Annotated in this window: 18 protein-coding genes; 16 read left to right on the top strand and 2 right to left on the bottom strand. The window is 69.1% G+C overall.

Going from position 1 to position 22,658, the window contains the following annotated elements; genetic code table 11:
• The first annotated feature begins 282 nt into the window (after positions 1-282).
• Both ACWPN8_RS18825 and ptsP read left to right on the top strand, forming a co-directional pair.
• The gene (locus tag ACWPN8_RS18825) at positions 283-1,194 is read left to right on the top strand and encodes a glucose PTS transporter subunit IIA (RefSeq protein WP_492241801.1); all 912 of its coding nucleotides are present in this window, start codon (positions 283-285) and stop codon (positions 1,192-1,194) included.
• Positions 1,185-2,867 carry a phosphoenolpyruvate--protein phosphotransferase gene (ptsP, locus tag ACWPN8_RS18820; protein ID WP_492241799.1) on the top strand — a complete coding sequence of 561 codons (1,683 nt, stop codon included), beginning with the start codon at positions 1,185-1,187 and terminating at the stop codon, positions 2,865-2,867. The genes ACWPN8_RS18825 and ptsP overlap by 10 nt, the downstream gene beginning before the upstream one ends.
• A gap of 72 nt (positions 2,868-2,939) precedes the next feature.
• Here ptsP and ACWPN8_RS18815 read toward each other — a convergent pair whose 3' ends face one another.
• The gene (locus ACWPN8_RS18815; protein WP_492241798.1) at positions 2,940-3,641 is read right to left on the bottom strand and encodes a hypothetical protein; all 702 of its coding nucleotides are present in this window, start codon (positions 3,639-3,641) and stop codon (positions 2,940-2,942) included.
• Positions 3,642-4,003: 362 nt separating this feature from the next.
• Here ACWPN8_RS18815 and ACWPN8_RS18810 point away from each other — a divergent pair, with 362 nt between their 5' ends.
• From ACWPN8_RS18810 to ACWPN8_RS18800, 3 genes are all read left to right on the top strand, one after another.
• On the top strand, positions 4,004-4,912 hold the full coding sequence (locus ACWPN8_RS18810; RefSeq protein WP_492241796.1) for a DUF6502 family protein: 909 nt from the start codon (positions 4,004-4,006) through the stop codon (positions 4,910-4,912).
• A complete protein-coding gene (locus tag ACWPN8_RS18805) occupies positions 4,909-6,300 on the top strand; it encodes a DUF5666 domain-containing protein (RefSeq protein WP_492241794.1) in 1,392 nt (463 codons plus the stop codon). Before ACWPN8_RS18810 ends, ACWPN8_RS18805 begins: the two co-directional genes overlap by 4 nt.
• Positions 6,301-6,679: 379 nt before the next feature.
• Positions 6,680-8,782, top strand: a complete 2,103-nt coding sequence (locus tag ACWPN8_RS18800) for a methyl-accepting chemotaxis protein (protein WP_492241793.1) — start codon at positions 6,680-6,682, stop codon at positions 8,780-8,782.
• On the opposite strand, the gene ACWPN8_RS18795 is transcribed toward ACWPN8_RS18800, so the two are convergent.
• A complete protein-coding gene (locus tag ACWPN8_RS18795; protein ID WP_109447941.1) occupies positions 8,760-9,989 on the bottom strand; it encodes an ROK family protein in 1,230 nt (409 codons plus the stop codon). The genes ACWPN8_RS18800 and ACWPN8_RS18795 overlap by 23 nt on opposite strands.
• Positions 9,990-10,227: 238 nt before the next feature.
• On the opposite strand from ACWPN8_RS18795, the gene ACWPN8_RS18790 reads away from it, so the two are divergent.
• The 11 genes from ACWPN8_RS18790 to ACWPN8_RS18740 all read left to right on the top strand — a co-directional run bounded on the left by ACWPN8_RS18790 (position 10,228) and on the right by ACWPN8_RS18740 (position 22,656).
• Positions 10,228-11,730, top strand: coding sequence for a sugar ABC transporter ATP-binding protein (locus ACWPN8_RS18790; protein ID WP_492241791.1), 1,503 nt, complete (start codon positions 10,228-10,230; stop codon positions 11,728-11,730).
• On the top strand, positions 11,690-12,715 hold the full coding sequence (locus tag ACWPN8_RS18785) for an ABC transporter permease (protein WP_109447944.1): 1,026 nt from the start codon (positions 11,690-11,692) through the stop codon (positions 12,713-12,715). The genes ACWPN8_RS18790 and ACWPN8_RS18785 overlap by 41 nt, the downstream gene beginning before the upstream one ends.
• Positions 12,716-12,740: 25 nt before the next feature.
• Positions 12,741-13,733, top strand: coding sequence for a substrate-binding domain-containing protein (locus ACWPN8_RS18780; RefSeq protein ID WP_109447946.1), 993 nt, complete (start codon positions 12,741-12,743; stop codon positions 13,731-13,733).
• Positions 13,734-13,834: 101 nt separating this feature from the next.
• Positions 13,835-14,902, top strand: a complete 1,068-nt coding sequence (locus ACWPN8_RS18775) for a sugar phosphate isomerase/epimerase family protein (protein ID WP_492241789.1) — start codon at positions 13,835-13,837, stop codon at positions 14,900-14,902.
• Positions 14,899-16,071 carry a Gfo/Idh/MocA family protein gene (locus ACWPN8_RS18770; protein ID WP_492241787.1) on the top strand — a complete coding sequence of 391 codons (1,173 nt, stop codon included), beginning with the start codon at positions 14,899-14,901 and terminating at the stop codon, positions 16,069-16,071. The genes ACWPN8_RS18775 and ACWPN8_RS18770 overlap by 4 nt, the downstream gene beginning before the upstream one ends.
• Before the next feature lie 209 nt (positions 16,072-16,280).
• On the top strand, positions 16,281-17,276 hold the full coding sequence (locus ACWPN8_RS18765) for an alpha/beta fold hydrolase (RefSeq protein WP_492241785.1): 996 nt from the start codon (positions 16,281-16,283) through the stop codon (positions 17,274-17,276).
• Positions 17,277-17,433: 157 nt separating this feature from the next.
• Positions 17,434-18,120, top strand: coding sequence for a hydrolase (locus ACWPN8_RS18760; RefSeq protein ID WP_109447953.1), 687 nt, complete (start codon positions 17,434-17,436; stop codon positions 18,118-18,120).
• 80 nt (positions 18,121-18,200) lie between these two features.
• Complete coding sequence (locus tag ACWPN8_RS18755) at positions 18,201-18,467, top strand: XapX domain-containing protein (RefSeq protein WP_109447955.1); 267 nt, start codon at positions 18,201-18,203, stop codon at positions 18,465-18,467.
• Complete coding sequence (locus ACWPN8_RS18750) at positions 18,464-20,473, top strand: amidohydrolase (protein WP_492241784.1); 2,010 nt, start codon at positions 18,464-18,466, stop codon at positions 20,471-20,473. Before ACWPN8_RS18755 ends, ACWPN8_RS18750 begins: the two co-directional genes overlap by 4 nt.
• Positions 20,474-20,548: 75 nt before the next feature.
• Positions 20,549-20,995, top strand: a complete 447-nt coding sequence (locus ACWPN8_RS18745; protein ID WP_492241783.1) for a DoxX family protein — start codon at positions 20,549-20,551, stop codon at positions 20,993-20,995.
• A gap of 56 nt (positions 20,996-21,051) precedes the next feature.
• A complete protein-coding gene (locus tag ACWPN8_RS18740) occupies positions 21,052-22,656 on the top strand; it encodes a Na+/H+ antiporter (RefSeq protein WP_492241782.1) in 1,605 nt (534 codons plus the stop codon).
• Positions 22,657-22,658 lie beyond the last annotated feature (2 nt).

The following is a 22,658-nucleotide window of genomic DNA, read 5'->3' as shown; positions in this document are numbered from 1 at the left end:
GATGGGTCGGCCCTGGGTGGAACTACAACCTGACCCATGCTCGGGTTTCACGACATAGGCGACATAGCGCGCCGGGCAAGCTTGCGGCTTATCCCCGATGCGCCATGCGGGGCGCGGATTGGCCGCAGGCTTCCGCCTTTCCCGGACGGGATCTTTCGATAACATATGACGAGAATTGCGCTTGGGCTATGCGGCGTCTGCGCACAGACGGCGTCGGACCGGAGGCACCCGCCAGGGGATGCCCGCTGCGGTCGAAGCGATAAGAAAAGAGGACCGAACCACATGACCGCGATCACGCTTGCAGCCCCGCTGGCCGGATGGGCCATGCCGCTGTCCGAGGTGCCCGATCCCGCTTTCGCCCAGGGGCTGGTCGGAACCGGCATGGCCATCGACCCCACGGTGAACGAGTTGCGCAGCCCTTGCGACGGCACCGTGCTGTCGATCCACCGGGCGCGTCATGCCTGCACCGTCCGCACCGCCAGCGGGGCGGAGGTCCTGCTGCATCTGGGGGTCGACACCGTCGGGCTGAACGGCGAGGGCTTCACCGCCCATGTCCGGGACGGGCAATCGGTGAAGACCGGAGACCGCCTGATCAGCTTCGACATGGATCTGGTGGGAAGCCGGGCACAGAGCCTGGTCAGCATGATGGTCGTGGTGAATGACGGCTACACCGTCGACGGCCAGTCGGTGGATCGCGAGATCGCCGCCGGCGACGCGGCGATGACCGTCCATGGCGGCAGCGGCGCCGATGCCGGGCTCCCCGCCGCCGGCCCTGACTCGGAAGAGGAAGGAGAGGGAGAAACCGGCGAGCGGAGCGTCGTACTGCCCATCGCCAACGGGCTGCATGCCCGCCCGGCGGCGGCCCTGGTCGCCGCGACCAAGGCCTATCCCGGCACCGTCACCCTCCACTGCCGCGACCGCCGTGCCAACGCCAAGAGCGTGGTCGCTTTGATGGGGCTCGGCACCGTACTCGGCGACCGGCTGACGGTGCACGCTGCCGGCCCCGGCGCCCAGGACATGGCGGAAAGCATCGCCGTACTGATCGAGGGCGGGCTGGGCGATCCGGTCGTCTCCACCGCGGGTACAGGTTCACAGGCCGCGCCGGCTGTCCCCCCGCCGCCGCCACACTGGCACAGCCGGCTGCCGAGGAAGAGGTCGGCCCGCCCTTTGCCCCCGGCGAGGAGGTGCTGCTGAAGGGCACCATCGCCGTGCCGGGCCAAGCGGTCGGCACCGTCGTCCGCCGGTTCCGCAGCAGTGTGCGCGTGGTCGAACAGGGCGCCGGCTCGGAGATCGAGGAGCCGCGCCTGCGCCGGGCGCTGGAGCAGGTCGTCGCCGGCCTGGCCCACTCCGCGCAGCGGATGCCCGAACACGCCGCCATCTTCCAGGCCCACCGGGAACTGCTGGACGATCCGGAACTGCTGGACGGCGCGCTCGCCGACATCCGGGCCGGCAAGAGCGCCGAATGGTCCTGGCAGCGCACGGCGCGCCTCCAGGCCGACGCCCTGGCCGCCCTCGCCGATCCCCGCATGGCCGAACGCGCCGCCGACCTGCGCGACCTCGAACAGCAGGTGCTGGCCGCCCTGTCCGGCAAAGTCCCCGACGTCGGGCTGGCCGAATTGCCGGCCGGCAGCATCGTCCTGGCCGACGAGATCCTGCCCTCCGACCTCGCCGGGGTTCCGGCCGGGCGGCTGGCCGGCATCGGCATGGCGCATGGCGGCCCGACCTCCCACGCCGTCATCCTGGCGGCGGCACTGGGCGTGCCGACCGTGGTGGCGCTGGGCCGGCAGGCGGAGCGGGTACCGGACGGCGCACCAGTGGTGATCGACGGCAACCGCGGCGAGCTGCTGGTCTTCCCGCCGGAGGACACGCTGGCGGCGACCCGGACCGCCGTCGCCGCCCGCACGGCGCGCCGCGAGGAGAACCGCCGGTCCTCCCGCGAGGAGTGCCGCATGGCCGACGGCACGCGGATCGAGGTGTTCGCCAATCTGGGCCGGGTCAGCGACGCCCCCGGCGCGGTGGTGGAGGGTGCCGAGGGCTGCGGTCTGCTGCGCACGGAGTTCCTGTTCCTGGAACGCCAGTCCGCCCCGACCGAGGATGAGCAGTACCAGCAGTACCAGCAGATCGCCGACGCGCTGGAAGGCCGGCCGCTGGTGATCCGCACGCTGGATGTCGGCGGCGACAAGCCGTTGTCCTACCTGCCCCTGCCGAAGGAAGAGAACCCGGTGCTCGGCCTGCGCGGCGTCCGCGTGGGCTTGCGCGAGCCGGAGCTTCTGCGCGCGCAGATCCGCGCCATCCTGCGGGTGAAGCCAGCCGGAGTCTGCCGCATCATGGTGCCGATGATCGCCTCGCCCTCCGAACTCCAGGCGGTGCGGGCGATGGTGGATGAGGAGCGGGCAAAACTCGGCCGGGCCGAACCCATCGAACTGGGGGCGATGATCGAGGTGCCGGCCGCCGCCCTGATCGCCGACCGCATCGGCGCGGTGGCGGATTTCCTGTCCATCGGCACCAACGACCTAACCCAGTATGTGCTGGCGATGGACCGCGGCAACCCGCATGTGGCGGCCCAGCTCGACGCGCTGCATCCGGGCGTGCTGCGGCTGATCCGCCTTGCGGTGATGGGGGCGAAGACCCACGACCGGGTGGTCGCGGTATGCGGCGGCTCCGCCTCCGACCCGATGGCGGCGCCGCTGCTAATCGGGCTGGGCGTCACCGAACTGTCGGCCACCCCGGCGGTGATCGCCGACCTGAAGGCGTTCATCCGCACCCTGCGCATGGAGGATTGCCGCCGCGTCGCCGAAGCCGCCCTCGGCACCGACAGCGCCGACGAGGTCCGCCGGCTGGTCGCGGAGACCTGGCCGGCGCTTTGAAGTCCTGAAACGGAAAAAGCCGGCCGCCCATCGCTGGACGCGCCGGCTTTTCAATGCGTTATCGACTACCCGTCACACCCGCCCGGCCATCAGCAGCACCGCCGCCGCCTGCCGGCCGCCATGCCAGCGGGCGGCGCTCCGCGCGGCGGCCCGCATCGCGGCGATACCGATCAACGATGCGGCGACGAACAGGCCCGGCGTCAGGTCGCCGCGCGTCAGCAGCGCCGCACCCAGCCCGACGATCAGCACCCGATAGACCGTTTCGCAGAAGCCCAGCCCGGCGAGGAAGCCGTCGGTGCAACCGAAGCTGTCGGCACCGGCCAGCCGGGCGAGCTGCGACTGCCCGCCCACGGCATTCGCCGGCCCGGTCGCCCCCACCGCGATCATCGCCGCCAGCGCCGCGACTCCGGCCAGCGCCATGCCCCCCATCAGCGGACTGACCAGCGCCAGCACCGCCAGATGGACCGGCGCCCATGCCGCTTCCAGCACCCACAGACGCTGCAGCCACCCGATGGCGGCGCCCGACGGCACCAGCCGCGCCAGTTCCCGCGATTGCGCGAACTCCAGCATCGCATGCAGGGCGAACAGGCTCAGCGCCACGGCCACCAGCAGAAGAAGGCTGCCGTTTTCTCCCCCCACCCACAGGGCGTCCTGCAACGGCTTGGCATACAGGGCGCTGCCGGCCACCAGCAGGTTCGCCGCCACCCCGAACAGGCAACTGCGGATCAGAGCGGACCGGTTGGTGACCGCGTGACGGGCGATGGACGACGCCATGTCGGACGCTCGCGTTCGGAAGGGAAGGACCGGCGGCAGGGCCTGCGCCCCGCGCGCCATGGCGGGGGGCGGACAGTCCCGGTCGGCGGGTGGGTGGGCGGGCTGGTGATCGAACGATGACAGGCTCATGCGGGCTACGGCCGGGCGGCCGCTCCTTAAACCTTGGCGGACCTCGGCGGTCCTAATGACACTGCGCAGCCACGGCGACCGTCGCATATCCGGCATGATGCGTGGGAAAATTTCCCACATCAAGCGAAAAGGTGATTTCCTTTCCATTCCGCCGCGCTATTGTCACATCGGTCATCACATCGGCCCGCCCCTCGATCCACGACTCAGCCCCCAACCGCCGGAGTGTCAGGCGCGTGCCGATCCGCAGCCCCGAACCAGACCGCTCGACAGTGGCCGGCAGCACCGGGGCGGCACCGCCGCCGGCGCTGCTGACGGCGGTGCGCCGGCTGCTGGTCCCGCTGGTGCGGACGCTGATCGGCTTCGGCATCTCCTGGCCGATGCTGGCGAACCTTCTGAAGTCGGTGTATGTCGAGGTGGCGGAGCGTGGCTTCGCGCTGCCCGGAAAGCCGATGACCGACAGCCGCATCACCCTGCTGACCGGCGTCCACCGCAAGGACGTCAGCCAGATCCGCAGCGCGCCGCCGGTCGCGGAGGCCGCCGCCGCTGCCGCCCCGTCGCTGGGCGCCCAGGTGCTGAGCCGCTGGCTGACCGAAGCCGCATTCCTCGACGCCGACGGCCGCCCCCGCCCCCTGCCCCGCGTTTCCGACGGCGAAGCCGGCTTCGAAACGCTGGTGACCGGCATCAGCAAGGATATCCGCCCGCGCGCCCTGCTGGACGAGCTTCTGCATGCCGGACTGGTGACGGAGCGACCGGACGGGCTGCTCGACCTCGCCGAGGCGGCGCATGTGCCGCGCGGCGACCTGGACAAGCTCGCCTACTATTACGGCCGCAACCTTGCCGACCATCTGGCGGCGTCCGGCCACAATCTGGCGGGCGGAACGCCGCCGTTCCTGGAGCGGGCGCTCGCCTATGACCGGCTCAGTCCCGACTCGGTCGCCGTCCTGCGCCGGGAGGCCGACCGGCTGGGAATGGCGATGCTGGTCGAGCTGAACCGCATGGCGGCCGATCTCGCCGATGGCGACGCCGGCCGTGACGACGCCGACCGCCGTTTCACCGCCGGCCTCTACCTCTATGACGCGGAGGAAGCGGCCGATCCTGCGCGGCACGAGGCCGGGTCCGGCGGGGGAGCGGCGGCATCTTGATCCGCAAGCCCCTCGCCCGCACGCTGCTGCTGACGCTGATGCTGGTTGCCGCCGGCTGCGGCCCCACCCCGAACCGGGATGGCGGAGTAGCAGACCGGGGCATCGGCGGCACCGGCGTTTCCGTTGCCGACCGCGGAATTGGAGGTACCGGCATCGTCGGAACCGTCACCGCCTTCGGCAGCGTCTGGGTCAACGGACTGCGGGTCGATCTGCCGCAGACGACCCGGGTGCGGATCGAAGGCCGACCGGCCCAGCCCGGCGACGTGCGGGTCGGCCAGACGGTCGCCATGACTGCCGCCCCGGGCGGACCGACCGGCCTGACGGCACAGACGCTGGAGGTGCGCTTCGCCGTCGCCGGTCCGGTGGAGCGGACGACGGCCGGCGGCGCCCCCGGCGCCGTGGTGTTGGGACAGCGCATCGACCTCGCCGAGGCGGAAGGCACCACGGCGCTCACCCCCGGACGCTGGGTCGCGATCTCGGGCCTGCGCCGGCCGGACGGCGTGATCGACGCCAGCCGCATCGATCCCTGGGAACCGGCGCGCGGCTGGGTCCTGCGCGGACGGCTGGAGTCCGTGACACCGAAGACGCTCACCGTCGCCGGGCTGACGCTGTCCCGCGGGCGGAGCGTGACCGGCCCCCTTCCGGCGGTGGGCAGCATCGTGCGCGTCGCCGGCAAACCCGATCCCGCCGCAGCGCTCGCGGTGGAGGCCGATCCCTTCAATCCCTTCGGCAGCACGGTCAGCGCGCTGTCGATCGAAACCTATGTCGATGCCTCCGGGCAGACGACGAGTCCGGGCGGCCCGCGCATCGGCCGGCCCGACGGCGGAGCCGCGCCCGCGCGGGTGGTGATCGACAGCGTGGTGACGTCCGGCGGCGGAATCGACCGCAGCCGGTCCTTCGGCGCCCAACGCCTGGGTGGCCGCTCGCTCGACGGCACCGATCCCGCCGCCCGCGCCGCAGGGTTGTCTCGGGCGGGCGTGCGTCCCGACGGCCCGCAGGGGCAGGACGCACCGGGCATGGAGGGGCCGGAAGGACCGCTCGACGGCGTGCGCGCCCATCCGGGATGGGGCGCGCCACCAGGCCCCTTCGGCGGTCCCTATGGCGGCCCGGCCGCCGGTCAGCGTCCTGCTGCCGGCCCCAGTTCCAGCCCTGACGGCAGTTCCGCCTCCGGTGCCGCCCGTGCGGCCAGCCCGCCCTCTTCCACGGGCACCTCGCCGGACTCCACCGCCGCCCCGACCGGCGGCGGGTTCGGGGGAGGATTTGGCGGTCCCGGCCGGGGACGGGGCTCCATGCCGGGGGATGGCGGTTCGCCCCACGGCGGCCCGAGAGGAGGATTTGGCGGAGGTCTCGGTGGTGGGCCGGATGGGAGCCGCGGCGGGCATTTTTGATCAAGCACAGCGACCGATGCGTGCAAATAGCGTCTCGCCTTGGACTTAGGTATTTATTTTAAAAACTGGGAAGACGTTTTTGTCCCCGCCCACAAGGCGCTGCGGCATTTTGATCCACACTTGGATTTTGCCTGCATTCCCGAACCTATCCGCATTAGCATATTAATATATCAACATCGGAGGAAAGCCGTCGGGTCCGGCCGGTGCCATTGTCAATCAGGGCTGAACCGAAACCACAAAGTCGGTTTCCATTATCGTCTTCGGTTTAGGCCCTGACCGGTTTCCATGACCCGCCCGCTCAGCCGGCCCGCCCTGGCGGGTGGAGCGGTGTCGCGCCGTCCGCAACGGCTCCAACTCTTCGCACAGACAGGACCAGACCATGATCTCGCTCCTTTCGCGGCTGTCGATCCGCGCCACCCTTGGACTCGTCGTCGCCGCGTTGGGGCTGCTGCTGATCGCCACCAGCACCGTCACGCTGATCGACGTCGTCGACCGCACCCGCAACGCCCAGCGCGTCGCCACCCTCAGCGAGACCAGCCGCGATCTGCTGCGCACGCTGCTGGCGATCCGGCTGGAGCGCGGTCTGGTCGGCCCGGCGCTGGGGGCGGAGGAACCGGCCGGCGACGCCGAACTGCGCGACATCGCCGCCAACCGCGCGGTGGCGGAAAGCGGTTATGCGGCCATCGCCGCCAAGCTGGACACGCTCGACCTGCCCGGCCTGCCCGCGGCCGCCGCGACATTGCGCACCGCACACGATACGCTGACGGCCTTGCGCCAGAAGGCGGACTCCGCGCTTCGCCAGCGGAAACCCGCCCGCGATCCGGCGGTGGCGGAGGCCTGGGCAACCGTCCCGGTCGCCTATCTCGATGCGTTGACCGCCGCGACCGACCTTCTGGACGGCTCCCTGAAACTGGCTGATCCGATGATCGACCATCTGCTCGGCATCAAGCGCGCCGCCTGGAACACCCGGCTGAATGCCGGCGGCATGGCGCTCCGCATCCAGACCGCGGTCGCCACCGGCCAGGCCTGGACTCCAGCCGACGCGCAGGCGGTGGCAGAGGCCATCGGCCGCACCGGTCAGGCCTGGGCCCTGGTCCGGGAATCGGCCTCCCGTCCCGATACGCCCGACCAGATCCGCGAGGCGGTCGAAAAGGCCAAGGTGAATTTTGAAGGCCTGCTGGTCGAACAGCGCAAGGCGGTGCTCGCTGCCCTGGCCGAAGGCCGCAAATCTCCGGTCGAGATCGGCACACTGCGTCAGCAGGACACCGCCAGCCAGGGCTACATCGTCGATGCCGCCATGGCGGCGGTGGACCGCATGGTCGTCCGTTCCGATGCGCAGGCCGCGCGTGCGACGCAGGATGCCGTCATCGCCGGCCTGCTGGTGGTGGCCGCCGTGCTGCTGACCGTTGCCGGCATGATCGTTGCCAAGCGGCGGGTCAGCGATCCGATCCGCTCGATGACCGAGGCGATGCGGCGTCTGGCCGACCGCGACATGGCCGTGACCATCCCCGGCCTGGGCCGCGCGGACGAGATCGGCGGCATGGCGGCGACCGTCACCGTCTTCCGCGACAGCATGCTGACCGCCGACCGTCTGGCGGCGGAGCAGGCCCGCGAACAGGCCGCAAAGGAGGCGCGGGCCGCCCGGCTGGAAGCACTGATGCGCGATTTCGACGCCAAGGCGATGCACATCGTCGAGACGGTGGCGTCGGCCGCGACAGAGATGCAGGGCACCGCCGGCGCCATGTCGAGCACCGCCTCGCAGGCCAGCGCGCAGGCGACCGCCGTCGCCGCGGCCTCCGAACAGGCGTCGGTCAACGTCCAGACCGTGGCGTCGGCAACGGAGGAACTGTCGGCTTCCATCCTGGAGATCGGCCGGCAGGTCGCCGCCTCCACCCGCATCTCCGGCGAGGCGGTGACCCAGGCCGAACGGACCAACGCCACCATGCGCACGCTGGTGGAGGCGGCCGACCAGATCGGCCATGTGGTGGAGATGATCAACACCATCGCCGCCCAAACCAACCTGCTGGCGCTCAACGCCACAATCGAGGCGGCCCGCGCCGGGGAGGCCGGCAAGGGCTTCGCCGTCGTCGCCGGCGAGGTGAAGGCGCTGGCCAGCCAGACCGCACGCGCCACCGACGAGATTCAGGCCAAGGTGAAAGAGATCCAGCAGGCCACCGGCGGCGCCCAGGACGCCATCCACGGCATCGGCCAGACCATCGGCCGCATCAGCGAGATCACCACCACCATCGCCGCCGCCATCGAGGAGCAGGGTGCCGCCACCCGCGACATCGCCGGCAACGTGACGGAGGCCGCGCGCGGCACCACGGAGGTGTCCTCCACCATCGTCGGCGTCAACCATGCGGTGCTGGAGACCGGCTCCGCCGCCACCGAGGTGCTGGACGCCGCCAGCAGCCTTGCCCGCGAGGCCGAAACCCTGCGCGGCGAGGTGACCTCCTTCATCACCGCCGTGCGGGCGGCGTGACTCCGGTTCCCGTCGTCGGTCCGGCCAGCATGGTTTCCTGCACCGCCATCACCGCGGCGCCGATCACCCCGGCACTCTCAACCTCTGGCACATACTGGATGTCGAGATGCCGGGTGGAGAGGGCAAGCGAGCGCTGGTAGACGCTCTGCCGGATCGAGGCCAGCAGCAGCGGCCCGATCCGCGCCACGCCGCCGCCGATGAAGATGTGCGACGGATTGAAGAAGTTCACTACGGCGGCCAGCATCCGCCCGATATGGCCGCCGGCCTGCTGGACGATGGCGGTGGCCGCAGCGTCGCCCGCCCGGCTGGCGTTGCCGAGATCGACCGTCGTCAGCGCGCCATTGCGCTCCAGCAGCTCCATCAGCCGCGGGCTTTCGCCGCCCCGCGCCGCTTCCTCCGCCATGCGCGCGATGGCCGGCCCGGCCGCCATCGCCTCGACGCAGCCGGCATTGCCGCAATGGCAGACCGGCCCCTGCGGATCGACGCAGATATGGCCGACGTCGCCCGCCGACCCGTCCCGCCCGCGATAGACCAGGCCGTGGCAGATGATGCCGCAGCCGATGCCGGTGCCGACCTTGATCACCAGGAAATTCTGAAGCTGGCCGCGCAGGCGCCAGTGCGTGCCCAGCGCCAGGATGTTCACGTCGTTGTCGACGAAGACCGGCGCGGCATACTCCTCCGCCAGGAATTCGCGGATCGAGAAGGTCTCCCACCCCGGCAGCAGCGGCGGGTTGACCAGCATGCCGCTGTCGAAGGCGACCGGTCCCGGCACGCCGACGCCGATGCCCAGCACCCGCCCCGGCCCGATTCCCATCCGCTCGCGCGCCTCGCGCAGCAAATCCCGCACCCGCCCGAATACCACCGCCGGCCCATCACGCACGTCCGCAGATTCCGACCGGTGGTCCAGCACAGTCATGTCGGGGGCGAGCAGCGCCACGTCGATGCTGGTGGCGCCGATGTCGATTCCCGCCAACACCCCCATCCGGTGGCTCAGCCGCAGCACCTCCGGCCGCCGCCCGCCCGAGGAGGGCTGCACCCCGCCCTCCTCGATCAACTCGCGGCCGATCAGGCTTGAGATCGCGAGGTTGGCCTTGCTCTTGGAAAAATCGACCGACGCCGCCAGTTCGCCGCGCGACAGACCGCCCGCCCAGAACAGCCGCTCCAGCAGGGCGCGCTCGCCGTCCGACAGACGTTGCCAGTCAACCATCGACGAGTGCCTTTCCGAACGACGCGTGTCTCCTTCCCTATCACACCTTACCCACTTTTGCCAAATTATGTTCGAAGTCGGCCATTGTCTGTCCAAAGCGGCGAGCTTACCATCAGCCCAACGAACGAAGCGGCGTCTTGCCGGACGATACGCCTCGCAGTGGGAGAAACGTCATGGACGGTACCCGCCCGACCGCAGGCTTGCGGTTGGTGGAAAGGCCGTCAGGGGGTGCGGAGCCATGAGCCTGCATGTCGCCTTCGACGGCATCACCAAGGAATTCGGACCCGTGCGGGTGTTGCACGGCGTCAGCTTCGACCTGCATCCCGGCCGGGTGCATGGACTGCTGGGCGAGAATGGCGCCGGCAAATCGACGCTGATGAAGATCCTCGCCGGTTATCACGCCCCGACCACCGGCACGCTCCGCATCGACGGCGAGGCGGTGAGGTTCCGGAACTCCCGCGACGCCGAACAGCGCGGCATCGTGCTGATCCATCAGGAACTCAGCCTCGCCGACGACCTGACCGTCGCCCAGAACATGTTCCTCGGCCACGAGATCAAGCGCGGCTGGCTGCTCGACGACCGCGCGATGCGCGACCAAGCGGCCCAGGCCCTGCGGCAGGTCGGCTTCGACCGCGACCCCGACACCAAGGTCCGCGACCTGATCGTCGCCGAGAAGCAGCTGGTGGAAATCGCCAAGGCGCAGCTGCGCAACGCCCGCCTGCTGATCATGGACGAGCCGACGGCCAGCCTGACGCCGTCGGAATGCGACCGGCTGTTCGGGCTGATCGACCGGCTGCGGCGGGATGGCGTCACCATCGTCTACATCTCCCACAAGCTTGACGAGGTGGAGCGCATCACCGACGAGGTGATCGTGATGCGCGACGGCCGTTTCGTCGCCCGTGCCCCCACCGCCGAGACGCCGCGCCAGCGCATGGCGACGCTGATGGTCGGGCGCGAGCTGACCGACATGTTCCCCGCCAAGCATAATCCCGCCATCGGCAAGCCGCTGATGGCGGTGCGCGGCCTGACCGTTCCCGGCTGGGCGGAGGAGGTGAGCTTCGACCTCCATCCCGGCGAGATCCTGGGCTTCGCCGGTCTGGTCGGCGCCGGCCGCACCGAACTGTTCGAAGGCATCCTGGGCCTGCGTCCGCGCAGCGGCGGAACGGTCGAGATCGAAGGCCGCCCGGTGTCCTTGCGCAACCCGCGCGAGGCGATGCGCAACGGCTTGACCTATCTCAGCGAGGACCGCAAGGGCAAGGGCCTGCACGTCAACATGGGGCTGCGCGACAACCTGACCCTGATGACGCTGCGCCACCATGCCCAGCCGCTGCTGTCCCCGGCGTCGGAGGATCGGGCGCTGGAGCATGCCGTCACGAATTTCGGCATCCGGGGCAACCCGCAGGGCACGGCATCGTCGCTGTCCGGCGGCAACCAGCAGAAGCTGGCAATCGCCAAGTTCCTGGAGCCCGACCCGCGCGTCTTCGTGCTGGACGAGCCGACCCGCGGCGTCGATGTCGGCGCCAAGCGGGACATCTATTTCCTGATCGCGCGGCTGGCCGCCGAAGGGCGCGGCGTGATCGTCATTTCATCGGAACTGATCGAACTGATCGGGCTCTGCCACCGGGTGATCGTGATGCGCGGCCGCCGGGTCGCCGCGACCGTGCCCGCCGACCGGCTCAGCGAAGAGGAGTTGATTGCCCATGCCATCGGGACCAACGTCGGCACCCACGCCGGCCACTGAGGCCGGCGCCGTGTCCGCCCGCAAGGCGGGCCGCCGCTTCGACCCGCACCGCTTCGGTCCGGTCGTCGGGCTGGTGCTGCTGCTGATCGTCGGCACGGCGCTGAACCCGGACTTCGCGACCTGGGACAACATGATGAACGTGCTGACCCGCACGGCCTTCATCGGCATCATTTCCATCGGCATGTGCTTCGTCATCATCTCCGGCGGCATCGACCTGTCGGTCGGGTCGATGGCGGCGCTGATCGCCGGCGGCATGATCCTGCTGATGAATGCGCTGGCCGGGTCGGTCGGCTCGCCGGTCGTCGTCGTGGCGCTCGGCATGTTGTTCGCCCTGCTGCTGGGCGGCGGTTTCGGGCTGGCGCACGGCTATCTCATCACCCGCGGACGGATCGAGCCCTTCATCGTCACGCTGGGCACGCTCGGCATCTTCCGCGCCGTGCTGACCTGGCTGGCCGACGGCGGCGCCATCACGCTGGACAACGACCTGTCGGACGCCTACGGCCCCGTCTATTACGGCAGCCTGCTCGGCATCCCGGTGCCGGTCTGGGTCTTCCTGGCGGTATCGGTCGCCGGGGCAGTCCTGCTGAACCGGACCGCCTTCGGCCGCTATGTCCAGGCCATCGGCTCAAACGAGCAGGTCGCCCGCTTCGCCGCGGTGGATGTCGACCGGGTGAAGCTGCTGACCTACGGGCTGCTCGGCGTCTGCGTCGGCATCGCCACGGTGCTGTATGTGCCGCGCCTGGGCTCCGCTTCCCCCACCACCGGCCTGCTGTGGGAGCTGGAGGCCATCGCCGCGGTGATCGTCGGCGGCACCTCCTTCAAGGGGGGCGAGGGGCGGATCGCCGGCACGGTGATCGGTGCGGTTCTACTGTCGGTCATCAGCAACATCCTGAACCTGACCAGCATCATCAGCGTCTACCTGAACGCGGCGGTGCAGGGCTGCGTCATCATCGCCGTCGCCTTTTTGCAGCGTCGGCGCCCGTAAAAACAACATAAGGAGGAGAAACGTCATGTCGGAAGTTGCGCGTTACACCCGTCGCATGGTGCTGGGCACGGGCTTGGCGATGGCGGCGACGGTCGCCCTCGGCGCCGGTCTTGGCGGCGTCGCCTTCGCGGCGGACACGGTGAAGCTGGGCGTCAGCATCCCGGCCGCCACCCACGGCTTCACCGGCGGCATCGTCTGGTGGGCGAACCAGGCGAAGGCGGAGCTTGAGAAGGCCCATCCCAACCTGAAGATCACCGTCAAGACCGCCAGCGGCGCGCCGGAACAGGCGAACCAGCTCCAGGATCTGGTGACGGTGACCAAGATCGACTCGCTGGTCATCTTCCCCTTCGAATCCGCCGCCCTGACCCAGCCGGTGCTTCAGGCGAAGAAGAAGAACGTCTACGTCACCGTCGTCGACCGCGGCCTGACCGACCCGAGCGCGCAGGACGCCTACATCGCCGGCGACAACACCGCCTTCGGCCGCATCCCGGCCGAATACATCGCCAAGAAATACAACGGCAAGGCCAACATCGTGGCGCTCCGCGGCATCCCGACCACGCTCGACAACGAGCGCTGGGAGGCCTTCACCGGCGTGCTGAAGCAGTATCCGGACATCAAGATCCTCGACGGCAAATACGCCAACTGGAACCGTGACGACGCCTTCAAGGTGACGCAGGACTTCCTGACCCGCTTCAAGGACATCGATGTCGTCTGGGCCGCCGACGACGACATGGCCTTCGGCGTGCTGAAGGCAATCGAGCAGGCCAAGCGCACCGACATCAAGGAGGTGTTCGGCGGTGCCGGGTCCAAGACGATGGTGAAGACCATCCTCGACGGCTCCAACCCGTTGATCCACGCCGACGTGTCCTATTCGCCGAAATTCATCTACGACGCCATCAAGATGACCGCCGAAGCCCGCCTGAAGGGCGACAAGCTGCCGGCGACCTACATCATCCCGTCGTCGCTGATCACCAAGGAGAACGCCAAGGAGTTCTACTTCCCGGATTCGCCGTACTGATTCCTGGTTCGTCAGTCCCCCTGACTCTCCCCCTCCCAGCGGGGGAGGGTTAAGGGGAGCAGCCGCCAGCCGACACCTCCCCCCATCAGGGAGCCAGACCCATGAAGACCATCAAAGGCCCGGCGATCTTTCTCGCCCAGTTCGCGGGCGACGCAGCCCCCTTCAACTCGCTGGACGGCATCGCCCGCTGGGCCGCCGGCCTCGGCTTCAAGGGCGTGCAGATCCCAAGCTGGGACCGCCGCCTGTTCGATCTGCGCAAGGCGGCGACCAGCCTCACCTATTGCGACGAGATCAAGGGCACGCTGGCCGATGCCGGCGTCGAACTGACCGAGCTGTCCACCCACCTCCAGGGCCAGCTCGTCGCCGTTCACCCCGCCTACGACGCTCTTTACGACGGCTTCGCCCCGCCGGAGGTCCATGGCCGTCCCGACGCCCGGCAGGCCTGGGCGGTGGAACAACTGCACCTCGCCGCCAAGGCATCCGCGAACCTCGGTCTGACCGCCCACGCCACCTTCTCCGGCGCGCTGGCCTGGCCCTATCTCTATCCGTGGCCGCAGCGTCCGCCCGGCCTGATCGAGACCGCCTTCGACGAGCTGGCGAAGCGCTGGCGCCCGATCCTCGACGCCTTCGACGAAGCGGGCTGCGATCTCTGCTACGAGATCCACCCCGGCGAGGATCTGTTCGACGGAACCACCTTCCAGATGTTCCTCGACCGGGTCGGCGGGCATGAGCGCTGCAACATCCTGTTCGACCCCAGCCACTTCGTCCTCCAGCAGCTGGACTATCTCGGCTACATCGACGTGTTCCGCGACCGCATCCGCATGTTCCACGTCAAGGATGCGGAGTTCAATCCGACCCCCTGGCAGGGCGTCTATTCCGGCTATGCGCCGTGGAAGGACCGCGCCGGGCGCTTCCGCTCGCTGGGCGACGGGCAGGTCGATTTCAGCGGCATCTTCTCCAAGCTGACCCAGTACGGCTTCGACGGCTGGGCGGTGCTGGAATGGGAGTGCTGCATCAAGCATCCGGAACAAGGGGCCGCCGAAGGCGCCCGCTTCATCCAGGATCACATCATCCGCGTCACCGACCGCGCCTTCGACGATTTCGCCGATGCCGGCACCGACGAGGCGGCCAACCGCCGGATCCTCGGTCTGGGGAAAGGGGCATCATGAGCCCGGATCAAGCACCCGCGTCGTCGAGACGCTTAAGGCTCGGCATGGTCGGCGGCGGTCAGGGCGCCTTCATCGGCGCCGTCCATCGCATCGCCGCCCGCATCGACGACCGGTACGAACTGGTGGCCGGCGCCCTGTCCTCCAACCCTGAGCGGGCGCGGGCCAGCGGGGCGGAGCTGTTCCTGGCGCCCGACCGCTGCTACGACGATTTCCAGAAGATGGCGGCGTCCGAGGCCGCCCGCCCCGACGGCATCGACGCGGTCGCCATCGTCACGCCGAACCACCTGCATTACCCGGCGGCAAAAGCCTTCCTCGAGGCCGGCATCCACGTCATCTGCGACAAGCCGCTGGTCCATACGTTGGAGGAGGCGGAGGAGTTGGCCGCACTGGTGCGCAGCCGCGGCCTCGTCTTTGTCCTGACCCACAATTACAGCGGCTATCCGATGATCCGGCAGGCCCGTGCCATGGTGGCCTCGGGCATGCTGGGCCGGATCAGGGTGGTTCAGGCCGAATATGCCCAGGACTGGCTGGCGACCGACCTGGAGACCAGCGGCAATAAGCAGGCGTCCTGGCGCACCGACCCGGCGCAGAGCGGCATTGCCGGCTGCATCGGCGACATCGGCACCCACGCCTTCCATCTGGCGGAGTTCGTGACCGGGCTGCGCTGCACCGATCTCGCCGCCGACCTGTCCGCCTTCGTGCCCGGCCGGCGGCTGGACGACAATGCCCACATCATGATGCGCTTCGACGGCGGCGCCCGCGGCATGCTGTGGGCCAGCCAGGTTTGCCCCGGCACCACCAACGGCCTGCGCCTGCGCGTCTTCGGCGAGGCCGGCGGGCTGGAGTGGCAGCAGGAGCAGCCCAACGAACTGCGCTTCACCCCGCTGGGCGAGCCGACCCGCACCCTGCTGCGCGCCGGTGCCGGCAGCCTGCCCGCGGCAAGTGGCATCTCGCGCACCCCCGCCGGCCATCCGGAGGGCTATCTGGAAGGCTTCGCCCAGATCTACCGCGACGCCGCCGACCGCATCGCCGCCAGCATCGACGGCCGCCCGGCCCCGGCGGACATGCCGCTGCCGACGGTGGAGGACGGGGTGCGCGGCGTGCGTTTCATCCATGGCGCCGTCGAGTCCAGCCACCGCGACGCCGCTTGGGTGTCCTTGGCCGGATAAGCAGCGCAAACGCCTTTTCCCTCCGCGCGCACCATGAAAAGCCGGTCTCCGTATAGGAGAACCGGCTTTTTCACGTTTACGGTGCGCGATGCGCAGAACCGGCAAAAGCCGTTCCGATAAGGCAATCACCCTCCTGGCGCATTCCCTAACATCCGTTCACCAAGACAGCCGGCGCCGGTCCTGCCGGCCCGGTCCCGAACGGACTTCGCATGACCACCCAGGATTTCCATCCGTCCCGCCGGACGGTTCTGTCCGGCAGTGCCGCCCTCGCCGTTGCGGGCGGCGGTCTTCTGCCTGCGTTCGCCGGCACCGCCGTCGCCGCCGAAAAGACGGCCACCCGCCCAGACCAGACCAAAGGAACGAAACCCATGCTTCAGGGCAGCTACGTCACCACCAAGGACGGCGTCCAGATCTACGTCAAGCAGTGGGGTCCGCAGACCGGCCAACCGGTGGTCTTCAGCCATGGCTGGCCGCTGACCGGCGACGCCTTCGAAGACCAGATGATGTTCCTGGCCCAGCACGGCTACCGCACCATCGCCCATGACCGCCGCGGCCATGGCCGGTCGTCGCAGCCGGGCTTCGGCAACGATCTCGACCATTACGCCGACGATCTGGCGGCAGTGACCGAGGCGCTGGACCTGAAGAACGCCGTCCATGTTGGCCACTCCACCGGCGGCGGCGAGGTCGCCCGCTACATCGGCCGTCACGGCGTATCGCGCGTCGCCAAGGCGGTGCTGATCGGCGCCATCACGCCGATCATGGTGAAGACCGACTGGAACCCGGACGGCGTTCCGCTGGAGGTCTTCGACGGCATCCGCGCCAGCGTGAAAGCCGACCGGTCGCAGTTCTTCAAGGACCTGACCATCCCCTTCTACGGCTTCAACCGGCCGGGCGCCAAGGTTTCGCAGGGCGTCATAGACAGCTTCTGGCTTCAGGGCATGATGGGCGGTCTTCAGGCCGAGTACGAGTGCATCAAGGCCTTCTCCGAGACCGACCAGCGCGACGATCTGAAAAAGATGATCGTCCCGACGCTGGTCCTGCACGGCGACGACGATCAGGTCGTCCCGCTCGCCACCACCGGCAAGGCCGCCGCGGCGCTGCTGCCGAAGGGCACTCTCAAGGTCGTCCCCGGCGGTTCGCACGGCATGTGCACCACGCAGAAGGATCTCGTGAACGAGGAACTGCTGGCCTTCATCCGCGCGTAACCGGGTGGCGGGACACTGTCCTTTTATCAGCAACAATTATGTTCTGTTTTGCCAGATTGTCCCGAAACGCCACCCCATGCCATTGTCCCTTCAGACGGCGGCGCCGACGAAAACGGCGGCCAACCCCTTAAAAATCCATACGGAACAGGAAACGATCATGACCTTCAACGCCAAGTCGCTCATCAACGCCGACGACACCGTCTTCATCTTCATCGATCACCAGCCGCAGATGTCCTTCGGCGTGGTCAACATCGACCGCCAGCAGCTGAAGAACAACACCATCGCGCTCGCCAAGACCGCCAAGCTGTTCGGCGCCTCGACCATCGTGACCGCCGTGGAGACCGAGAGCTTCTCCGGCTACATCTGGCCGGAACTGATGGACGTCCTGAAGCAGGACCCCATCGAGCGCACCTCGATGAACAGCTGGGACTCCGAGGAGCTGGTGGCCGCCGTCAAGGCGACCGGCAAGAAGAAGCTGGTCATCGCCGCGCTGTGGACCGAGGCCTGCCTGCTGTACCCGACGCTGTGCGCCATCGAGGAAGGCTTTGAGGTCTACATCGTCACCGATTGCTCGGGCGGCACCTCCAAGGAGGCCCATGACGCCGCGGTCCGCCGCATGGAGCAGGCCGGCGCCCATTCCATCACCGCGATCAACGTGCTGCTGGAAATCCAGCGCGACTGGGCCAAGCGCGAGAGCTACGACGGCGTGATGAACATCGTCCGCGAGCATTTTGGTGCCTACGGCATGGGCGTCGATTACGCCTACACCATGGTCCACAAGGCCCCGCAGCGCGGCGAATTCCCGCACAAGGTGGTCGGCGGCCTCAAGCACGAGCACGCCTGATCCCTGCCTGCATGCCCTTGCCGGCGCCCGGTTCCGACCGGGCGCCGGCCCCCATTCCAGAAAGCGGGAGAGCGGATCCCATGATGCCCTATCTTCTTTCGGGCGGCGCCGGCATTCTGGTCGGCGTGATCTATGCGCTGCTTGGGGTCCGTTCCCCGGCGCCGCCGACCATCGCCCTGATCGGTTTGCTCGGCATGCTGGTCGGTGAACAGGTGGTGCCCGTCGTCAAGCGGCTGGTGGCCGGGGAGCCGGTGCTCGCCTTCATCCAGACCGATTGCGCGCGCCATGTGCTGGGGCCGCATGCCGGGACGGAAACGCCACCGGCTGCCAAGGAAGACAAGGCGTGACGCCTCCCCCCATCGACCGTCGCCCCATCGACCGTCGCAAGGCGATGGCGGGAACCGCCGCCGCTTCTCTGCTAGCATCGCCGCTGCTGTCCACCCTCGCGTCCAGACCCGGGAATGCCGCCATGCCGAATTCCGCCACCCCGAATCAAGCCGCCGGCGATCTGATCCTCGTCAACGCCAAGGTCACCACGCTCGACCGCGCCAACCCGCAGGCCAGCGCGATCGCCATCCGCGACGGCCGCTTCCTTGCCGTCGGTACTGAGGCCGAAGTGCGCGCCGCGGCTCCCCAGGCGACGGTAATCGACGCCAAGGGCCGGCGGGTGATCCCCGGGCTGATCGACAGCCACATGCACATCATCCGCGGTGGCCTCAACTACAACATGGAGCTGCGCTGGGACGGCGTGCCGAGCCTCGCCGACGCCATGGCGATGCTGAAGCAGCAGGCGGCCATCACCCCGGCGCCGCAATGGGTGCGCGTCGTCGGCGGCTTCACCGAGCACCAGTTCGCCGAGAAGCGCCTGCCGACCATCGAGGAGCTGAACGCCGCCGCTCCCGACACGCCGGTCTTCATCCTGCACCTCTACGACCGCGCCCTGCTAAACGCCGCGGCCCTGCGTGCCGTCGGCTATACCAAGGACACGCCCAACCCGCCGGGTGGCGAGATCGTGCGCGACGCCGCCGGCAACCCGACCGGCCTGCTGCTGGCCCAGCCCAACGCGACGATCCTCTATTCGACACTGGCCAAGGGTCCGAAGCTGCCGCCGGACTACCAGCTGAACTCCACCCGCCATTTCATGCGCGAGATGAACCGGCTGGGCGTGACCGGGGTGATCGACGCCGGCGGCGGCTTCCAGAACTATCCCGACGATTACGCCATCGTCGAGAAGCTGCATGCGGACGGCGAGCTGACGCTGCGCATCAGCTACAACCTGTTCACCCAGAAGCCGAAGGAGGAACTGGCCGACTTCGCCGGCTGGGCGAAGAAGGTGAAGCCCGGCGACGGCGACGACAGCTATCGCCACAACGGCGCCGGCGAGATGCTGGTCTATTCCGCCGCCGATTTCGAGGATTTCCGCGTCGCCCGCCCGGACATGCCACCCAACATGGAAGGCGACCTTGAGCCGGTGATCCGCCTCTTGGCCGAGAACCGCTGGCCCTGGCGCCTGCACGCGACCTACGACCAGACCATCAGCCGCGCGCTCGACGTGTTCGAGAAGGTCAACCGCGACATCCCCTTCGACGGGCTGCACTGGTTCTTCGACCACGCCGAGACGATCAGCGACCGCAACATCGACCGCATCGCCGCACTCGGCGGCGGCATCGCCGTCCAGCACCGCATGGCCTACCAGGGCGAATATTTCGTCGAACGCTATGGCGCCAAGGCGGCGGAGCGGACACCGCCGATTGCAAAGATGATGGCGGCCGGCCTGCCGGTCGGCGGCGGCACCGACGCCACCCGCGTCGCCAGCTACAACCCGTGGGTCTCGCTGTCCTGGCTGGTGACCGGCCGGACGGTGGGCGGCCTCAGCCTCTATCCGCGTGCCAATCTGCTGGACCGCGAGACGGCGCTGCGCCTGTGGACGGAGGCCAACACCTGGTTCTCCAACGAGCAGGGCAAGAAGGGCCAGATCAAGGCCGGCCAGCTCGCCGACCTCGCCGTGCTGTCCGATGACTTCTTCTCGGTGCCGGAGGACCGCATCGTCCACCTGACCTCAGTGCTGACCATGCTCGGCGGCGCGGTGGTGCATGGCGAGGGCGATTTCGGCCCGCTGGCGCCGCAACTGCCCAAGCCGATGCCGGACTGGTCGCCGGTGCGCACCTTCGGCGGCTATTATAAGTCGGCCGACGCCGGCGACCAGCGTCAGGCGCTGGCCTCGGCCTGCGGCTGCGCCAACGGCTGCGGTGTTCACGGCCACGACCACGCCGCTGCCTACGCCGCCGACGTGCCGGCCGCCGATGTGCAGTCCTTTTGGGGTGCGCTCGGCTGCGGCTGCTGGGCGGTATAACCACCTCTCCCCTGGAAATGGATCCCCTCTCCCCCCGGGGAGAGGGGGATTCCCCCCAATCGGAACATCACCGCCATGACCCTCCGCTCCTTCGAACGCCCGGCGGAACGCCTCGTCGACCGCATCCTCGACTGGGACGGCACATGGATGCTGGCCCGTCTCGCGCTGGTCGGGGCCTATCTCCTCGGCGGTTTGGTGAAGCTTTTCGACTGGCCCGGCGCCGTCGCCGAGCAGGCGCATTTCGGCCTCACCCCGCCCGCGCTCTGGGCGGCGCTGACCATCCTGGTCGAGCTGGCAGGCCCGCTGCTGATCCTGCTGGACCGGGCACTGTGGCTGGGGGCCGGCGCGCTCGGCGTCTTCACCGTTCTCGCCGCCTTGATCGCCAATGATTTCTGGACGATGGCCGGACCGGAGCGCTTCATGGCGACCAACGCCTTCTTCGAACATATCGGGCTGGTCGGCGGCTTCGCGCTCGCCGCGATCGTCTCGCGGATGCGCCGCCGCTTGGGTATAAACCGCTAAGCGAGGGAAAGCGCCCCCTCATCGCCACCCACGATAACAGCACAGCGGATCCCAGCATGTCGCCATCCGGTCAGTTCGAACTCGTCCTCGGCCTGATTGCGGCGATCATCGTGCTGGAACTTGCGGCCAAGCGGCTGCGCATGCCGCCATCGGCCGTGCTGGTGCTGGGCGGCATCGCACTCGCCCTGATCCCCGGCCTGCCTGAGATCACGCCCGATCCCGACCTGACCCTGCTGCTGTTCCTGCCGCCGCTGCTGTTCGCCAGCGCCTATTTCACGGTGTGGAGCGACTTCCGCGCCAACCTGCGCATCATCCTCCAGCTTGCGGTCGGGGCGGTCGCCTTCACCACGCTGGCGGTCGGGGTGGCCGCCCATCTGGTGATGCCGTCGCTGCCTTGGGCCGCCTGCTTCACGCTCGGTGCCATCCTGTCACCGCCCGACGCGGTCGCCGCCAAGGCGGCGCTGAAGGGCCTGCCGCTGCCGCCCCGCATCGTCACCCTGCTGGAAGGCGAAAGCCTGGTGAACGACGCCACCGGGCTGGTGCTGTTCCGCATCGCCATCGCCGCCGGCATGACCGGCACCTTCGAGGCCGGCCATGCCTCGCTGGAGTTTCTGTGGCTGGCCATCGGCGGTGTGGTGGCCGGCGTGGTCTTCGGCCACATCGCGGCACTGCTGCTGGGGCGCCTGCGCGACGTGCCGCTCAGCATCGTCGGCGGCTTCCTCGCCGCCTGGGGCAGCTATCTGGGCGGCGAGGCGCTGGAGGTGTCGGGCGTGCTCGCCACCGTCGGCTGCGGTCTGGTGATGGGCCGCCGCCAGCACGACCTGTTCACCGCACAGCTGCGCACCCACGCCAATGCGGTGTGGGCGGTGGCGGTGTTCCTCATGGAATCGATGGTCTTCATCATCATCGGCCTGTCGCTGCGCGGCGTGCTGGGCCGGCTGGAGGCCGCCGGCACCGGCCTGACCGACCTCTTGCCGATGATCGTCGCCGTCACCCTGGCGATGATCCTGTCGCGCTTCGCCTGGCTCTTCCCCTCGACCTACCTGCCCCGCTTCCTGTTCCCGAGCTTGCGGCGGCGCGATCCCTACCCGTCGGTGGCGGTGCCGGTGATCATGGGCTGGGCGGCGATCCGCGGCGTGGTCAGCCTTGCCGTCGCCCTGTCGGTTCCGGTGGAGTTTCCCGGCCGCGACATCATCCTGGCGACCACCTGGGCGGTGATCCTGGTGTCGATCCTGGGACAGGCGACCACGCTCGCTCCACTGATCCGCAGGATGCGGCTGGGCGGCTTCACCCTGGAGCGCCGCCCGACCCTGTCGGAATCCGAAGCCCGCATCCGCATGGCGCAGGCAGCGCTGGAAGCGGTGCGTGAGCGCTCCGACACACCGGACGGACGCCAACGCCATCCGCGCCTGCTTGAACAGTACGGCCACCGGGCGACGATGGCCGAACGTTTTCACGAGAGCGAAGGCATGCTGGCGGAGGACCGGCGCGAGCATTTCGCCGCCGTCCTCGCCGCCAACCGCGCCGCCCGCACGGAGATCCTCGGCCTGCACCGCGGCGGCCGCATCCACGACACGGTGCTGCACCGGCTGGAGGCGGAGCTGGACCTTGAGGAACTCGGCGCCGAGCAGGCGCTGGCGGAGGGGGAAGCTGCGGGGTGAGT

The organism is Azospirillum sp. UENF 112521 (genome assembly GCF_058780665.1).
This window is presented reverse-complemented; position numbering and strand designations above follow the sequence as displayed.

Bases quoted from the DNA above. Each gene is read 5' to 3' on its own strand.
- ACWPN8_RS18745 (WP_492241783.1), top strand. From the start codon at position 20,549: ATGACCCTCCGCTCCTTCGAACGCCCGGCGGAACGCCTCGTCGACCGC.
- ACWPN8_RS18815 (WP_492241798.1), bottom strand. From the start codon at position 3,641: ATGGCGTCGTCCATCGCCCGTCACGCGGTCACCAACCGGTCCGCTCTG.
- ACWPN8_RS18790 (WP_492241791.1), top strand. From the start codon at position 10,228: ATGAGCCTGCATGTCGCCTTCGACGGCATCACCAAGGAATTCGGACCC.
- ACWPN8_RS18795 (WP_109447941.1), bottom strand. From the start codon at position 9,989: ATGGTTGACTGGCAACGTCTGTCGGACGGCGAGCGCGCCCTGCTGGAG.
- ACWPN8_RS18770 (WP_492241787.1), top strand. From the start codon at position 14,899: ATGAGCCCGGATCAAGCACCCGCGTCGTCGAGACGCTTAAGGCTCGGC.
- ACWPN8_RS18775 (WP_492241789.1), top strand. From the start codon at position 13,835: ATGAAGACCATCAAAGGCCCGGCGATCTTTCTCGCCCAGTTCGCGGGC.
- ACWPN8_RS18780 (WP_109447946.1), top strand. From the start codon at position 12,741: ATGTCGGAAGTTGCGCGTTACACCCGTCGCATGGTGCTGGGCACGGGC.
- ACWPN8_RS18785 (WP_109447944.1), top strand. From the start codon at position 11,690: ATGCCATCGGGACCAACGTCGGCACCCACGCCGGCCACTGAGGCCGGC.
- ACWPN8_RS18755 (WP_109447955.1), top strand. From the start codon at position 18,201: ATGATGCCCTATCTTCTTTCGGGCGGCGCCGGCATTCTGGTCGGCGTG.
- ACWPN8_RS18800 (WP_492241793.1), top strand. From the start codon at position 6,680: ATGATCTCGCTCCTTTCGCGGCTGTCGATCCGCGCCACCCTTGGACTC.
- ACWPN8_RS18825 (WP_492241801.1), top strand. From the start codon at position 283: ATGACCGCGATCACGCTTGCAGCCCCGCTGGCCGGATGGGCCATGCCG.
- ACWPN8_RS18760 (WP_109447953.1), top strand. From the start codon at position 17,434: ATGACCTTCAACGCCAAGTCGCTCATCAACGCCGACGACACCGTCTTC.
- ACWPN8_RS18765 (WP_492241785.1), top strand. From the start codon at position 16,281: ATGACCACCCAGGATTTCCATCCGTCCCGCCGGACGGTTCTGTCCGGC.
- ACWPN8_RS18740 (WP_492241782.1), top strand. From the start codon at position 21,052: ATGTCGCCATCCGGTCAGTTCGAACTCGTCCTCGGCCTGATTGCGGCG.